Source organism: Ruegeria sp. BG10, from assembly GCF_056538575.1.
Genome location: NZ_JBQFTI010000007.1, coordinates 149,984 through 165,827 on the forward strand (window position 1 = coordinate 149,984; position 15,844 = coordinate 165,827).

Sequence of the window (15,844 nt, forward strand, 5' to 3'; positions counted from 1 at the left end):
CCTTTGGGCCTGTCAGGCGTTTTCCAGTGACGCGGATACAAAGGCGGAAATCTTGTCCTTGAACACGGAGGTGTCAAAGCCTCGCGCCAGCGCCTGAATCTGCTGCGGTGCGGCCACCAGATCCGGCTGGCTTTCGAACCGGTCGATGGCGGCGTTCAGGGCATCAACCGTCTGTTCATGGAACAACAGCCCGCTGACCCCTTCGACGACCGTGTCCAGCGCCCCGCCGCGCCCATAGGCAATCACCGGACGGCCGCTGGCCATGACCTCGACCGGGACGATGCCGAAATCCTCTTCGCCCGGAAAGATCAGAGCCCGGCAGGCGGCGAACTGATGCTTCAGCTCGGCAAACGGCACCCGTCCAAGAAAGGTGATATTGGGCCCGGACTTGCGTTCGAGCGTTTCACGCATCTCGCCATCCCCGACGACGACCAGTTTGCGCCCGGACGCGTTGAACGCGTCAACCGCAAGGTCCGCCCGTTTGTAAGACACCATCTCGCCCGCCAGCAGATAGTGATCGCCGACCGTGTCGGAGATCCGGAATTCCCCGGTTTCGACCGGCGGGAAAATCACCTCGGCGTCGCGGCGGTAGAACTTTTGAATGCGTTGTCTGATGAACGAGGAATTGGCAATGAACCGGTCAACGCGGGCCGACGTCGTGACATCCCATTTCCGCAACCTGTGCGCCATGAAGGGCATGCCCAGACTGGCAACCCCACCCGCCTGCGCGCGGTATACATGGTAATGATCCCAGATATACCGCATCGGCGAATGGCAATAGCTGATATGGGTCGCATCGGGGCGCGGAATGATCCCCTTGGCCGGCCCGGACTCGCTAGACAGGATCAGATCGAATTCCTGCATGTCCATTTGTTCCAGCGCCAGCGGCATCAGCGGCAGGTATTTCTGGTAATGCCGCTTCGCGCCGGGAAGCCGGCCGATAAAGGTTTGCCGGACCTCGTGCCGCCGAATCTTCTCGCTGACGTTTTCGGGGTCATAGACATGGGTGATGATCACGGCATCGGGGTACAGGTCGAGGAACGCTTCCAGCACCTTTTCCCCGCCGCGCATCCCGACGAGCCAATAGTGAACGATGGCAACTTTCACGGGGTTCAGCCCTTGGCCCCCTGACCACGTGCGTAGATATCTTCGTACCGGACGATATCGTCCTCACCCAGATAGGTGCCGGTCTGCACTTCGATCAGAACCATCGGCACCTTGCCCGGGTTTTCCATCCGGTGAACCGCGCCCAGCGGGATATAGACGGACTGGTTTTCGGTCACCAGCTGCTGATGGTCGTCAATGGTCACGCGGGCGGTGCCCTCAACCACGATCCAGTGTTCCGAACGGTGGAAGTGGCTTTGCAGGCTGAGCGAAGCGCCGGGGTGAACGTGGATGCGTTTCACCTGGAACCGGTCGCCGACCACAAGGCTTTCGAACCATCCCCAGGGGCGATGATCCTTGGGAAAGGCGGTGGCCTGCGGCGCGCCTTTCTTTTTCAGTTCGGAAACGGCTTTCTTGACGTCCTGCGCGCGGGAGGTATCGGCCACCAGCACCGCATCGTTCATCGCCACAGCGATGATGTTTTCCAGACCGATGCCGACGATTTCCAGCTGATCGCTGTCCGAACGCAACAGCGTGTCCTGACAGTCGATCGCCGTGGCACCGCCGCTGGTCACAACGCCCTGCGCATCCGGGCCACTTTCGCGCCAGACCGCATCCCAACCACCCAGATCGGACCAGGACGCGTCAAACGGAACGACGGACAGGTTCGTCGCCTTCTCCATCACCGCATAGTCGATCGAGATGTCCTCGACCTGGCCCCAGTGTTCGGGATCGAGGCGCAAGAACCCAAGATCCGCCGCCGCCGCTTCGACCGCGGCTTCGACCGGTGCCATCAGCGCCGGAGCGTGGGCGCGGAATGCCGCAAGGATGTCGGCCGCGCGGAACAGGAAAATACCGGCGTTCCATTTGAAATTGCCGGCGGCCAGCATCTCGGTCGCGCGGGCCAGATCCGGTTTCTCGACAAATTGCTTCAACGGAACCGGCGCGCCGTCGCTGTCCGGCGTGGCCGCCAGTTCAAGGTAACCATAGGCGGTTTCCGCATGCGTCGGCGTGATCCCGAAAGTGACAAGCTGCCCCTGTGCCACGGCCTGCAAACCGCGCGCGACGGCGGCCCGGAAGGCCGCAGCGTCAGGCACGACATGGTCGGACGGGGCGACCAGCAGCACCGCGTTTTCATCCTCGGCATGGGCGCGCAGCGCGGCGGCCAGAACGGCGGGCGCGGTGTTGCGGCCCTCGGGTTCGATCAGAATGGCGCCCGGGTCGATTCCGACCGCCTGCAACTGTTCCGCCACGATGAAACGGAAATCCGAGTTGGTCAGAACCACGGGTGCCGCAAAGTCCAGATCCGGTCCCGTTCCGGACAGCCGGCGCGCAGAGGCCTGAAAAAGCGTTTCCTCACCGACAAGCGGAACGAATTGCTTGGGGTAACTTTTTCGGGACAACGGCCAAAGGCGCGTTCCGGAGCCTCCGCAAAGAAGGACTGGTGTAATCAACATGAAAAACTCTGGCTCTGATCTACTTTGGCACGGTCCTATTAAATGTGATTTGCCGTGACAAGGCCAAGCTGGGATTGCGCCCGAAAAGATAACGTGGGGTCCTGTTTCGCGGCCACACCGGTTTTTGCGCTCAACCCCTATACGCCCGCGTAGATAAAACGCGGCTCGGTCCCGTCAAGGCACACGGCGGTCAGGATCCCCGTCGCAAAGGCACCGGTATCGATGGATATGCGTCCGCGATACACCATGGGCGCGTCGACGATCGTGTGACCATGCACAACCCAGATGCCGTCCTGCCGGTCCGTGGTCAGAAATCCCGGATGCCCCCATAACAGCGTCTTTTCCACTTGCTGACCGGGCGGTGCGCCGGGATCAGCCCCGGCATGGGTGATCAGGACATTGCCCGACATCACCAAGGTCCTCAGCCCCGACAGCCAATTGCACAGGCGCTCGCCCATCGCATCTTTCAGCTTGTCGCGGCAGGTCTGCAACTCCTCGGCGTTCATCTCTGAGCGGACCCCGCTCACCCCGAAGGACGCCAGAGTCTGCAACCCGCCATTGCGCAACCAGAGATGCCCGTGACCCGCCGGGTTCTTCAGAAACCGCAGCAGCATATCCTCGTGATTGCCCTTCAGGCAGGTGAAATCATCACGTTCACTGATCAGACGCAGCACATCGGCACTGCGCTCGCCCCGGTCAACGTAATCCCCAACCAGAATGATCCTGTAGCCCTGCGGCACCTCTGACAGAAGATTTTCAAGCCGGGTGAAACACCCATGAACATCGCCAATGACACATAGGGGTTCTTCTGGTGCGGGCATGGAAAACTCCCCGCGCCGTCCGAACCTTTGAATTAGCGATGACAAAACGATGGGCGGGTCTCCTGCCTGGTTTCAGGCGAATGATTGCGGCTTTGGACTCTGTTGCGACGTTCAGGGCATGTCTGTGATAGCCCCCAGCCCGATCCGGGGCAAGCCTCGGGTCAGGCGGTTCGGCAGGCCGGAACGCCCATTTTGATGATCTCGGTGCCCTTGATCCTGTGGACCCCGGCAATGCGGTTGCGCCCCTCGCTCATGAACCATGATCTCAGGGGTTCGGGGTAATAATCTGCCATCACCCGGCTGAAGTAATCGAAATCCTCTTTCGGCAACCGCCGGCCACTGCGTGAGGGGCCGTGAAACCCAAAAGTCGTATCCGGGTCAACACAGGTTCCGGGCAGCCCCAGAAACATTGTGCAAGTGGAAAAACAGACCCGTCCCCGAATTTCGACCCGAATGCCGTTTCGCCGCAAATTCTCCAACTCGATCAGCCGGTCATGCAAGTATCCGCCGCGATCACTGCCCACCACATGCGGTTGCTGAGAATTTGCGGGCACGGGCAAGAAAAAGGCGGACATCAAAAGCCCCAGAACTGAAACGACAAACGGTTCCCGCGATCTGCCCGACGTGACCAGAAAACCGGCAATCCGTTGCAGCAATCCCGAAAGCGCAGGTGAAATTCGCATTGTCCAATCTCCAAAACCGGTGGTGGTCGGGATCAGGACTAATGCTGCGCCTTGCTGTCTCTGCGTGCTTCACATGTCAAAAACATGTTTTAAAACAACAGTTTGTATCAAAGTTTTTTCAAAAATCACGCATTTGGACCGGTCCGTTCATGTGGGCGAACTAAAGTTCCTGCCCCAATGGGACGCCAATCCATCCCCGGACCCGGCATTTCAGGCGACGCTCTGCGCCCGACCGGAATAATCCGCTCGCTCTGGGCTCCGCGCTGCTGACCTGACTCAATGCGATTTCGACCAAGTTTACATAATCACACAGCTTGCCGTCAAAAACGCCCTGCGATCTCGCGTTATTCCAGGTTGGAATGGCCGGATGTTCAGAGCCCGCAGACCACCTTGACCCGACCGACACGACCCGCCACGCATTTAACGTGTCAGGACGGTTGTTTGCCCCGAAGCCATGTTTCACATTTCCGAAGCCCGTCCGGGTCAACGGAACGCAGAACGATCATCCCATAGAACCTCAGATGCGCCGCATCCGAGATCAGCGACCCGTGCCCGAACAGGGCGGCCTGCTGGGCGTTGTTCACCGGCAGAAATGCCCCGTTTGCCGACGAAGACACCGCGATTTGTGTGCCGTCCAGACGCAGGGCGCTGTCTGCATAGGTGCTGCTTTCGGGGCGCGTCCACGTCGCGACGATATCCTGCCCAACCTGAGTGGAGACATATTTGGTATTCCCGTTGTTGAACCTCCAGGAATACCCGTCTCCGCCCAAGGCACAGCCCAGTGATCCGGCCTCGTTATCACCACCCAAATGAAAAACGCGCTGAACCGGCGCGCTCAGCGACAAGGGTTGAATTGCGGCGATCACCGAAATTTCGGGATTGGCGGACAACCCCATGCGGGACGGCAGCTGATAACTGTCATCGGTGCCATCCGTTTCCAGCCAGCAAACACCGTTTTCCTCACGAAATACCGCCCGGCGTGTCCCGTCCGGCTGGATCATATGATGACCGAGCCCTGACTTGTCGCGGATCTGAGCGATAGGATCAAAATCGGATGTCACCGGTACCGTTCCGTCGACATCCTGAAACAGGGTCGACCGATCCGAGGGATCGTACCACGCCAGCGGCTGCAGACTGATCGGACTGAACCCGCGCGCCCGGTTCACGGACAGTTCGGAAATCCCGAAACCCAGCATCGTTCAGGACACCACGAATGCATGAATACCGTCGGCATCTGTGCCGGTCGCGAAAACGCGGACGACCCCGACCGGAAGGATCGCGTTATCCGCAACCTGAACGCTGCGCTGTTTGCCCGCGACGGTCTGAATGGACAGCGTGCCGCCGGTGGTCACATAAAGCGCAACCGCGATTTGCGGCAGATCCTGGTTGTCGTTCGGGGTGACCGGGCAAATATCCGGTGTCGGTCCGTTCAGAGACATCGTTCGGCCAGCGAAAGGGTTCTTCATTTCTGATCTCCAGAGCATGAGTGGCGGGTTCTCCCTGATCATCTCAGGGCACATGCGAGGAGTTCTAAGTTCGCAGCAAAAACGTTCCGTTATTTGGCCGTGCGGGCGCGCATCCGAGTCCGCAACGGCCCGCGGCATTTTTCAACCACCGGCACGTAAACTGTTTGCGCGCTGCGTTCGCCTGAAAGCGCCGCGACATCGCAGAAAACCCATAGGTCGGCATCAATTGATTGAGCGCTTCGAAAAGGGAGACCTGAACCGAAAGAACGCAGGTCACCCAAACATATTGATCCACCGGATCAGCATAGGTGCCAGGCAAATCAGCAACAGAACGGGCATCATGCACATGGCCATCACGGCCGACATCTGCACGGGCAGGCGGTTGGCTTTTTCCTGAGCCCGAAGCTCACGATCCAGTCTCATGTCAGTCGCGAACCTGCGCAGTGACGCGGAAATGCTGGTCCCGTATTGATTGGACTGCAAAAACGCATTCGCGAAGGAGTTCACTTCGTCAATGCCGACCCGCTCTGCCATATCCAAAAAGGCGGCCTGGCGTTCCTTGCCGGCCTGCAACTCCAGTTGAAGGATGGAAAACTCCTGCGAAATCTCCGGGGCGGCATGGGCCATTTCATGCGACACACGGATCATCGCCGCATCAAAGCCCAGCCCGGCCTCAATCGCGACCTGTAGCAGGTCCAGCGCGTTCGGCAGGCTGTGTTCGATTGCCTGGCGGCGTTTCTTTATCCGGTAACGCAACCACAGCGCGGGGCCATAGAACCCGGCAACCATCAATGCCGTCACAATCTGCAGCGCGTTCAGCCATGTGATGCTCTGCGTGATACCGGCGATGCCAATCTGAACCTGCATTTCTATGGGCAACGCAATTGCAATCACGAAAACCGCCGGCAGGACAAAACCCATGACCACCCGGAAGATATAAAACGTCCGGATGGCGTGCCTGCGCTGTATTCCCGCCTGCTTCAGAAGCTTACCGATCTTCGAGCGTTCTCGTTTCGATGAGGGAACAAAGGCTTTCAGCAACCCGTGCGGATCGCTGTTGTCACCCTGGATGAGGTCAAAGTCCTCTCCATGCGCGTGCGAAAGCGATCCCACGTGCATACGGCGCGCAGCAACGTTGTCGCCGACGGTCAGGCCGGACAGGCCCAGGACAACAAAGAAAATACTGACAGCCATGCCAGCCAGCAAAAGAAACTGAGGCGGCAGGTTCTGGTCGTTCAGAAAATCTTGAATCATCTCCATTTCCACGCTCCCGATTAAAACTTAAACTTGACGAGGCGATGCAGGATCAGACCCTGGGCAACCGTCAGGCCAATGATCACGTAGGCAAAAAACGGAAACCACGGGTCGCTGCGAACGTCGCCATAGAAGGATGGTGTGGACAGTTCGATCGACAGGTAGATCACGATCGGCAGGATCGTAAGAATAAGACCGCTCAGCCGACCCTCGGCAGAGATGGCCTTGATTTTCTTCTGCATCGTGTGACGGTCCCGGATGACCTGAGACAGAATGCCCAGAATGCGGGCAAGATTGCCGCCGGTGCCATGCTGAATCCCGATGCTGACAGCAAGATAGTTCGCATCCTCGGTACCGACACGTTTGGCAAAGTCATGAAACGCTGTTGCAACATCATCGCCATAGTTGATCTGATCCTGAATAAGACCGAATTCCGAGCCAATCGGATCCGGCAGATCGGTGGCCACATTCCCAACTGTGACCGCCACGGGATGACCAACCTTCAGACCGCGCGCCATCAGATCCAGAGCGTCCGGCAGTTGTTTTGTCAGCTTTTTCGAACGGGCTTCTTTCATGGCGACCAACACCATCAAGGGCAAAACCACAGCGAAAACCGCGCTCAGAGCGATGGCAAGTTCCGACACCAGGAACCGGGACGCGACGGCAAAGATCATCGCTGCCAGCAGAAGCGTAATGAAAACCACCCAACCCGGATGGATCGTCAGCCCGGCCTGAACGATCAGACGGCGAAACCGGGAAACCGGTCCGAGCTTTTCGCCGGATTCCATCATCGCAGGATCACGCAGCAGCTGCAAAACCTCGTCAGTTGACGCGCCTTCCTGAATCATTTTCATCCGGCGGTTTCGCGCTTCGCCGAAGGTCTCCTTGCGTTGCAGAAGCTGGTTCACCCCCTCATACGCCAGCAAAACGCCCAGGAAAATCATAATATAAATCAAGATGTTCAATGTGTTTGGCTGAAGGTCGATCATGATGACATAGCCCCGCGAACAAACATGTTGGTGTCGACATCGATTCCGGACGCGACCAGTTGGTCGAAACATTTCGGCCGGATGCCCGTTGGCAGGAACTCTCCCAGAACGTCCCCGTTTTCGGACTTGCCGCGGCGCTTGAAGACAAAGATGTCCTGCATGGTGATGGTGTCGTCTTCCATGCCGGTAATTTCCGAAATGCTGACGACTTTTCGGGTACCGTCACTGAGACGGCTGAGCTGAAGCACGATGTGGATGGCCGAGGCGATCTGGGACCGGATGGTTCTGATCGGCAGGTCCGCGCCCAGCATTGTCACCATCTGTTCCACGCGGCTCAGCGCGTCACGGGCCGAGTTTGCGTGAACGGTGGTCATCGATCCGTCATGCCCCGTGTTCATTGCCTGAAGCATGTCAAAGCATTCCGAACCCCGAACCTCGCCGACGATGATGCGGTCCGGCCGCATCCGCAGCGCGTTGCGCACCAGATCGCGCTGGGTGATCACGCCCTGCCCTTCCGAATTGGGCGGCCGTGTTTCAAGCCGGACCACATGGCTTTGCTGAAGCTGCAGTTCGGCGGCATCCTCGATTGTCACGATACGCTGCTTGCCGTCGATATAGGACGACACCGCGTTCAGCATGGTTGTCTTACCGGTGCCGGTGCCCCCCGAAATAAGGATATTGAGCCTTGCTTCGACCAGCGCCTCAAGAAGCATCGCAGCCTGTTCGTTCATGCTTTCCTGCTGCACGAGCTTTTCGATGGTCAACGGATTGCGCGAAAATTTCCGGATCGACAGGGCTGGTCCGTCGACCGAACATGGCCGAATGATCGCATTGACGCGGCTGCCGTCTTCCAGACGCGCATCGACCCAGGGCTGCGATTCATCGATGCGCCGGCCCACCTTGCTGACGATCTTGTCAATTATCCGCAGCAGATGCCGCTCGTCGCGAAACCGCACGGTTGACTGCTCCAGCAGGCCGAAGCGTTCGACATAGACCTTGTCGTATGAGTTGACGAGAATGTCGTTGATGGTCGGGTCTTCCAGCAGCGGCTCCAGCGGCCCAAGACCCATGACTTCGTGGATAAGCTCGTCGACCAGAGCGGTGAAAGCCTCGGACCGCATGTGCAGGCGTTCAGCCTCGATCATGCCGGTCACCAGTGACGCGATCTGGCGTTTCAGTTCCGACCGTTCCACCTTGTCGATAACGGACAGGTTCAGCCTGTCCAGAAGTTCGCTGTGCAGGCGGCTCTTGAGTTCCAGATGAGCCTGCAGATCGGCGTCCACGGGATCAGAGGTCACCTTGGATTTGGGCGGCACTTCAATCGGCCGGTCCAGCATCAACACATTCGATTTAGACGCTGCCCTGCGTGATCTATATTCATTGAACACGGTGATCTCCCTTTATTTATTCAAAGATGCCGCGGGCTGAATGTCAGCAGACACAGCAGCAGCCAGTTTTGCCAAAGCCTTGCCCAGATCGGATTGCGGCTTCATCTCCACGACCGGGCGTCCAAGATCCACTGCGTTGCGGGCCACTTTCGGGTTGTCCGGCAACCAGTGTTTCAGCTTTGTTTCCAGAACCTTCTCGGCCTCGCGGACATGCGCTGGCCGGATCAGAGAATTGCGTTCCCGGTTGACGATAACCTCGACAGGCAGGCCGACATTTGCCTCGCGGTACAGGTCGATCAGGCGCCGCGCCTGGCGAACGCAGGGCACCGTGGTGTCGGTGACAAGCGCTAGCTGGGTCGCGCGTTTGAAAATGGGCTCGACCCATTCCACGACGGCACAGGGCAGATCGATCACGATATAATCGTAGCGGCGCTGAAGCAGGTCCAACATCCCTTCGATCAGATCGGCGCGCAGCGACTGAAGCGGCACCATCGGAACAGGTGCGCACAACACATCGACGCCCAGGGTATGGTTCTGAAGGATCGACGACAGAAAGTGATCGTCAGGTTCCTCGGCGTTTTCTATGAACTGCAGGCAGCCGCCGTTGTCTTCGAGGTCCAGGAACACATTTGCGTTCCCGAATTGCAGATCGAAATCCAAAAGGGCGACGCGGCTTTTCGCGGTTTTGCGGAAGAACGACCCTTTGCCGCCAACCAATGCGCAGGCAAAGTTCACCGCCACAGTCGATGCACCCGCTCCGCCGCGGGACTTTGCCACCGGGATCACTTTGCCCAGCGCAGTGGACCCATCCAGCACCATAGGCTGCGCAACCGGCCTTGCCGTGAATTTCTCGCTGACGACCGCCTTCAACTCATCACCGTCAACCGACATGGGAAGGACTTCGTCGATGCCGATCTTCCGCAGCTCGCGCGCCTTGGTGATCGACAGATCATTCTGCGTCAGGGCGACAAACAGGGTGTCGTCATCGCGATGCGCCAACAGATCCCTGACCGCCTGAACCTCGCCCGCGTCATCGGGATCGATCTCGAAGACCACCAGATCGTGCTTGAACGCCAGTTTCAGGGCTGTCCCGTTGAGAGCCTGAAACGAGCCTGCATTCCGAGTGACCTTGTTGTCCTCGTTCGCAGGAAAGACGTCGGCGACAACCTGCGCGATGGCTTCTTTTTCGGACACAAGCATGACCGAGTGCGACTTCAGATTGGAAACGTTGTGATCCATTATCCTGACTCTCCTAGTGCTAGGTCTTCAGCAGGCAGCGAAACGCTGAAATTCGAGTAACCGGCTGTCGAAGACAGGGTGCTGTTTGTTGCGCCAGCGGCATTTGCCAGCGCCGCCAGCGGTGACACGAACTGAAAATCGTTCAGGTTCAATTCGACGGTGACCATGGGTGTATACGGGCCACCCAGGAAGCCCAGATTTGGGTCAAAAGCATACGAAAACTGCATCATCTCGATTGTGCTGCCCGGCGGCAAAAGGGGGCTGATGCGACCCCAGATTTCCGACGCCGTCGGATTGGTGGCCACGCCGGCACAAGACAGCGTACCGACATCGGCGCACACCCCGGCCGAGGCGCTGCAGGACGTGCCGTAACGCGGTGCAAGGGCCGATGGGCCGCGCTGATGGGTCTGCGGAACCCCGGCGCAAACCGCCGTTCGAACCACGGCAATGCGTGTCGCCAGCTGCGCGGCTTTCTGCGCATTCACGCCGCTGTAAGACAGCCGGCCGAAATCCAACAACGCCAGAAACAGGAAGAAGAACAGCGAAACGACCAGCGCGAACTCGACCAGAACCCCGCCATGCTGATCGCGCAGGAAGGCTTGGCCGGCCTGGCGCAACAACGCGCGGATATGCAGCAGGGTCTTCATTGGCCAAAGATCCGCGACGTGTCGGCGACGTCCGTCGTGACCGACGATGCGCCGCTGCCGAACAGCGACAGAACACTGCCCATCGGGAATTGAATGGTGATATTGGCGCTCACCTGTCCTACTGGGGCCGGATTCATACGATAGGTTCCGGAAACACAGGACAGGCTGGGTGTGACCGAGTTAACGGAAATTCCGGCCGGGAACAGTGAATTGCCGTTGATGTCCTCTTCCACGATGGTTTTCAACGTTGTGGCAAGACCCGCGACAGACCCGCCAGAGGTACAGATATCCGCAGGTGTGACCCTGGACAGATAGCGGCTGGCGTCCCGGACACCTGCGATGACCGACTGGTAGGACCACATCAGACGCGCGGATTCCAGGGTCACCACCAACAGCAACAGCATCACCGGCATGACAAGGCCGAATTCCACGATGATCGCGCCTTCGTCGGCCTTAAGAAAGCGTTTGATGCGGGCGGCAAGGCGCTTTTTCATGACTCTGCCCCCTTACCGATACAGCTGAACGACGTCGCGAAAGATGCCGCTGAACCCGTTGCCGCCGCTTCCGGTACCCACCACATCCGGAAAGCCCACGATCTCGCCATGGATATCGAAGCTGGGCGGCGAGTCGCCGTCATCGCCCACCGGTTCGGTCAGGAACACGGCGACGAATTTCGTGACGGGAACACCGGTCGTCGAACCGGACACGGGGTTTTGCGCGCAATCAATGCCAGCGGCTGTCACGACACGCCGCGCCGGATTGCTTGACATATGGCTCGAACACATCGGGCGGCCGGTTTCGGCCAGCAAGGGATCCAGAATGGCATTTGCGTTCGGGGCTGTGTACGGGCTTGAGTCTCCGTACGCGATTTCCCTCAGATACATCCCGTAACGCGTGCCTGCGAACACGGTATCCGCTCCGGTCAGCACCGGCAGATGCGCATCGCTGCCGATCCCATCGGCGACACCATCTGCCAGGTCGTGGTTCTGGTTCAGGTAACCCGCGCGATCCCAGTTTCCGTCGCCGAAGCGGTTGTTGCCGCCGCAGGTGCCCGCGGTCATGCAAAGGTCGCGACCCAGAGCCGTGGTATCAGGCGTCTGTTGTTCGCTGCCCTGGATGCAGGCACCGCCGCCGTTCTTTTCAATGCCCTTGATGACGTTTGGCGCCGGGGCGAAATCGACATTGTTCTTCTCGCCGTTGAGAACGGCGCGATAGATGTCAAAGCGGACGTTGAATGCGGCATTGGTGATGCCGACCTTCTGGCCCGGTTCCGTGTTCAGACCATTGGTCAGAACGCATTGGGTGATCTGGTCCTGCGCCGCGATGAGGCAGGCCAGCTTGTTGCCACCCTCATCCGCGCACACACCTGACGTGTCCTGGAAACTCGCCAGATCAATAAAGCCAAAGTTACCCGGCCCCCAAGCAGAACCATTGCCACCACTGCGCAGCAGGATCTGATCGCCCACGGTCAGCGTGGATTCCCAGTTGGGCGGCAGGCAAAACATCAGCGGCGAGATATCGCACGCGGCCTTCGAATACCCGGCCACCGCCTCGGCCGACACGCTGGCCGCCGAAAAGCCGCCCCCCCCAAGCATCTTGTCCAGCGCCGAGGCAAGGCTCATGCTCAGCGATTTTGGTGTCAGGACGACCTGCGCGAATTTGGCTTTCCGCGGGTCCATAGTGAGGTCCGCGCCGAGCGGCGTCAGATCCGATGCCGGAAGGGCGGAGTGAAAGGAAAGCGTGTAGTCCGACGACCCCGAAAGCGCAGTGGCCCCGGTTGCAAATGTCTGGCTGTCACTGATCAGATTGGCCGCAGCATTCGTGGCACGGGTGATCGCGTCAGGCTGGCCGTCCAGCTCACCAGCCGCAGCCAGTGCAACGTTATCTGCGAAAGACTGAAGTTCCGCGTGGGTCGAGTTCAGCCGGCCGACATCCAGAGTGATTGCAAAAAAGCCCAGGAACGCCACCAGCGCAGTGCCCCAAAGGATCGCAACCGTTCCATGCTCGTCCCCGGCGAAATGGGATATGTTCGCTTTCAGTTGCATGGCTCAGGCTTACTGTCCGGAGTTCTGGCTGATTGCGATCGGGCGAATCTGAGGCCGGGCATCGGGCGTCGCGACCGCCGGAGCAAGCTGCGCATCCGTCTGGGTGTTCACTTCGGATTCAGTGCCCGGCTCGGTTTCTGCCGCGCGACGCTTTCGCTGGATCGGCACAACCTCGGATTCCGTGCCTCGGTTCAGCCTGACGGTCGGCTGGACTTCGGCGTTTTCCACCGGACCTTCCTCCTGAAGCAGGTCGCGCAGGCGAACCATCTCCATCGGCTCGTCCACGACGCCGTCCAGGGTTCTCAGGGTCAGGCTCAGGGTGCCGGCCTTTTGCGCCAGAGCAAGGCGCTGACCTTCCTGAGGGGTGACTTCAACTGTAATCGTCCGGGCCACCTCGGGCTGATCGCTCAGCTCTTCGGATTGCTGATCCACACCGATCACGCGGATGTCCTGCAGGATCGTGACAGCGCGCAATTCCAGTTTCGCGCCCTGCGTCAGAACGATGTCCACCCGGTCGCCCGGTGTCACAAACCCGCCCACGGCGGTTGCGGCATCGACCTCAATGGCCATGGCGCGCGTGTTTTCACCCAGCTTCTGGACCAGAGTTACCTTTTCACCAAAGTTCGAAACTTTGGATAGGATCATCACTTCGCCCGGGTAAAAGCGACCCTTGGCGCGGCGCAGCTGCCTGCGGTTATCGGGCACAAGAACGTCGATCTGGGTGAACACACCTGCCGGCAGCGCCTCGCGCGGCCAGGGATGTGTGGTGACGTGGTGCTTTTCGATCATCTGACCGAAAGCAATTTCGGATCTGGCGACATAGATTTCCACCAGATCGGCACCGGACGACGCAGTTGCGGCGCTGGTCCGGAGCTGAATATGATCTTTCGCCAGGTAAACGGAACCGGACGCGATCGCAATTCCAAAGAGTGTGGTAATAATTGGTCTGATACGCATCTCTGTCTCCAAAAGTTACGCTTTCAAAATTCGAAACTTCGGTATTCCCGGTGTCGCGAAAATCCCGGCGGTAATTTCTGCGCCGCTACAATGTTGCGACGGCGCAGAATGATGTCGTGGTAAGTAAAACTTTGCGCGAACCTGAATCAGCAGGTTGCGCTGCCCAGAGCCGCGCAGGCACCGGTCACGTTGGTGTTGGTGGTGGTGCCAAGATACGAGAACGCACCCACCGCAATCGACGCGACGACCAACAAGGCCAGGCCGTATTCCACAATGGCCGCACCACTTTCGTTCTGAACAAACTTTTTGATGAATTTCGTCATTTTTCCCCCGAAAAGGTTAGATTGATATCGACGCTGCAAAGTGCTGCAGCGCAAGCCAGGCAAAATCTGCGGAAGCTCACCAATCAAGTTAAATGTCTCGAAAATATTTGCCTTCCGACATTCGTGGAGAAAATACCCGTTATAGGTGATTTTCTAGATCCAATTGCTTTTTAAAGACGAGTTTTGTTAACCGCGCATTAACGTGTCATTAAAGTTCAGACGAATCACTTTCCGGGGAAACAATGAAGTGAAATAGCGTCAAATTGTGGCGTAAATGAGGGCGCTTTATCGGATGATCCCACCAAGACTGAAATCATGCCAGAGCGGTGCCCGAACATCATTAGTTGAAAATTTTTTTGTTATTAAACAGCACTTTATATATATACCACAAAATCCATTTTGAATCTCAACCTTCAACTCAGGCCACATAACCGGTTGCTGGCCCGACATAATCCGAACAAGTTTGAAAGTGTGATGAGGACCTAATGGTTTCGACCGTGTTGTTTTGGTTGGGATGGTTAAAGAGTAATGAGTGTAAGTTTTTCCAAACGCGTTCCGACGCAGGACAGCCTGAGCTTCGTTTTGGACTGGGCGCAGGCATTGAATGGAAATAAACCCCTTTCAGATGTCCTTTTGCAATTAATGAAATTGTCAAATGCAGACGCTGCATTAATTGCGCGGACTTCAATGGCGAACGGCAGAATCCGACATATTGCCCGGTGCAATTCCCAAGAGGGGAAAGTCTGGCCTTCGCAACCGCAAACCCAGGCCGAACTGGTTATGGGCGACTGCATTTCATCTGCAAAAGCCGGGTCAGTCTGGAAACAGTCCGAGATGATGACGTCTGAGGCCGTGGCAGTGTCCCGTTACAAGGACCGGAAGCCGGGCGGGCTGCTGGAGGTGATTGTCGTGCCGCTTGAGGCAAATAAGGGGCACGTCGATCATCTTGAACTGCATTACAATCGGCACCCGAACAATCACGACTTGGACCTGCTGGTCGTTTTGGCGCCGACGCTTGCGTCCGGCTGGGGCAAACGCACGCCCGGCTCGATCTCTGCGCGCGTTGAACAGGCCGGAAGACACCTTCTCAGAGAAGTGCGGGAGGAACGTCACATTCCGATCCTGGACCCGAAAAACCCCGCGAACCTCAGCCGGTGCGAATTCCGGGTTTGCGCGATGATGAAGGAAGGCATGACCGTCAAACTGATCTCGGATACTTTGTCCGTCTGCCCGGCAACGATCCGGTCTCATCTCAGCTCGATTTTCTCCAAGACGGGGGCTTCAAATCAGGTTGAGTTGCTGCACCTGCTGAACCGCAAGACAGAACCCGCCTGCGAAATCCCTGCAAGGGCGAGGGCCTAGCCAAAATTTACCTGCGATATGGATCGGTGCCTGGCACAAACGTTTTGCAGAAGCCCGACATCGACGAACGCCCGCTGCTTAATCCAGCAACAGAACTGAGTGCCTGAAC

16 protein-coding genes are annotated in these 15,844 nt (G+C 58.2%); 1 reads left to right on the top strand and 15 read right to left on the bottom strand.

Going from position 1 to position 15,844, the window contains the following annotated elements; genetic code table 11:
• Nucleotides 1-12: 12 nt before the first annotated feature.
• From ACR0D8_RS20320 to ACR0D8_RS20390, 15 genes are all read right to left on the bottom strand, one after another.
• Complete coding sequence (locus ACR0D8_RS20320) at nt 13-1,107, bottom strand: glycosyltransferase (RefSeq protein ID WP_480649286.1); 1,095 nt, start codon at nt 1,105-1,107, stop codon at nt 13-15.
• 5 nt (nt 1,108-1,112) lie between these two features.
• Entirely contained in the window at nt 1,113-2,561 is a 1,449-nt protein-coding gene (locus tag ACR0D8_RS20325) for a mannose-1-phosphate guanylyltransferase/mannose-6-phosphate isomerase (protein WP_480649288.1), read from the bottom strand.
• A gap of 137 nt (nt 2,562-2,698) precedes the next feature.
• The gene (locus tag ACR0D8_RS20330) at nt 2,699-3,382 is read right to left on the bottom strand and encodes a metallophosphoesterase family protein (protein WP_480649290.1); all 684 of its coding nucleotides are present in this window, start codon (nt 3,380-3,382) and stop codon (nt 2,699-2,701) included.
• 161 nt (nt 3,383-3,543) lie between these two features.
• Complete coding sequence (locus ACR0D8_RS20335; RefSeq protein ID WP_480649292.1) at nt 3,544-4,065, bottom strand: hypothetical protein; 522 nt, start codon at nt 4,063-4,065, stop codon at nt 3,544-3,546.
• Between the two features lie 428 nt (nt 4,066-4,493).
• Complete coding sequence (locus tag ACR0D8_RS20340; protein WP_480649294.1) at nt 4,494-5,261, bottom strand: hypothetical protein; 768 nt, start codon at nt 5,259-5,261, stop codon at nt 4,494-4,496.
• A 3-nt stretch (nt 5,262-5,264) separates the two neighbouring features.
• Nucleotides 5,265-5,531 (bottom strand): spike base protein, RCAP_Rcc01079 family, encoded by a 267-nt coding sequence (locus ACR0D8_RS20345; RefSeq protein WP_480649296.1) that lies wholly within the window; start codon nt 5,529-5,531, stop codon nt 5,265-5,267.
• A 273-nt stretch (nt 5,532-5,804) separates the two neighbouring features.
• On the bottom strand, nt 5,805-6,791 hold the full coding sequence (locus ACR0D8_RS20350; RefSeq protein ID WP_480649298.1) for a type II secretion system F family protein: 987 nt from the start codon (nt 6,789-6,791) through the stop codon (nt 5,805-5,807).
• Nucleotides 6,792-6,805: 14 nt separating this feature from the next.
• Nucleotides 6,806-7,846 (bottom strand): type II secretion system F family protein, encoded by a 1,041-nt coding sequence (locus ACR0D8_RS20355; protein WP_480649300.1) that lies wholly within the window; start codon nt 7,844-7,846, stop codon nt 6,806-6,808.
• The gene (locus tag ACR0D8_RS20360) at nt 7,771-9,111 is read right to left on the bottom strand and encodes a TadA family conjugal transfer-associated ATPase (RefSeq protein ID WP_480649302.1); all 1,341 of its coding nucleotides are present in this window, start codon (nt 9,109-9,111) and stop codon (nt 7,771-7,773) included. Before ACR0D8_RS20360 ends, ACR0D8_RS20355 begins: the two co-directional genes overlap by 76 nt.
• A gap of 63 nt (nt 9,112-9,174) precedes the next feature.
• Entirely contained in the window at nt 9,175-10,401 is a 1,227-nt protein-coding gene (locus ACR0D8_RS20365; protein ID WP_480649304.1) for a CpaE/TadZ family protein, read from the bottom strand.
• Nucleotides 10,401-11,048 carry a TadE/TadG family type IV pilus assembly protein gene (locus ACR0D8_RS20370; RefSeq protein WP_480649306.1) on the bottom strand — a complete coding sequence of 216 codons (648 nt, stop codon included), beginning with the start codon at nt 11,046-11,048 and terminating at the stop codon, nt 10,401-10,403. The genes ACR0D8_RS20365 and ACR0D8_RS20370 overlap by 1 nt, the downstream gene beginning before the upstream one ends.
• Nucleotides 11,045-11,542, bottom strand: coding sequence for a TadE/TadG family type IV pilus assembly protein (locus ACR0D8_RS20375; RefSeq protein WP_480649308.1), 498 nt, complete (start codon nt 11,540-11,542; stop codon nt 11,045-11,047). Before ACR0D8_RS20375 ends, ACR0D8_RS20370 begins: the two co-directional genes overlap by 4 nt.
• A 12-nt stretch (nt 11,543-11,554) precedes the next feature.
• Complete coding sequence (locus ACR0D8_RS20380) at nt 11,555-13,093, bottom strand: pilus assembly protein TadG-related protein (protein WP_480649310.1); 1,539 nt, start codon at nt 13,091-13,093, stop codon at nt 11,555-11,557.
• A 9-nt stretch (nt 13,094-13,102) separates the two neighbouring features.
• Entirely contained in the window at nt 13,103-14,050 is a 948-nt protein-coding gene (cpaB, locus tag ACR0D8_RS20385; protein ID WP_480649312.1) for a Flp pilus assembly protein CpaB, read from the bottom strand.
• 146 nt (nt 14,051-14,196) lie between these two features.
• Nucleotides 14,197-14,373: a Flp family type IVb pilin gene (locus tag ACR0D8_RS20390; protein ID WP_475155690.1), complete on the bottom strand. Its 177-nt coding sequence runs from the start codon at nt 14,371-14,373 to the stop codon at nt 14,197-14,199.
• A 780-nt stretch (nt 14,374-15,153) separates the two neighbouring features.
• On the opposite strand from ACR0D8_RS20390, the gene ACR0D8_RS20395 reads away from it, so the two are divergent.
• Entirely contained in the window at nt 15,154-15,735 is a 582-nt protein-coding gene (locus tag ACR0D8_RS20395) for a helix-turn-helix transcriptional regulator (RefSeq protein ID WP_480649314.1), read from the top strand.
• Nucleotides 15,736-15,844 lie beyond the last annotated feature (109 nt).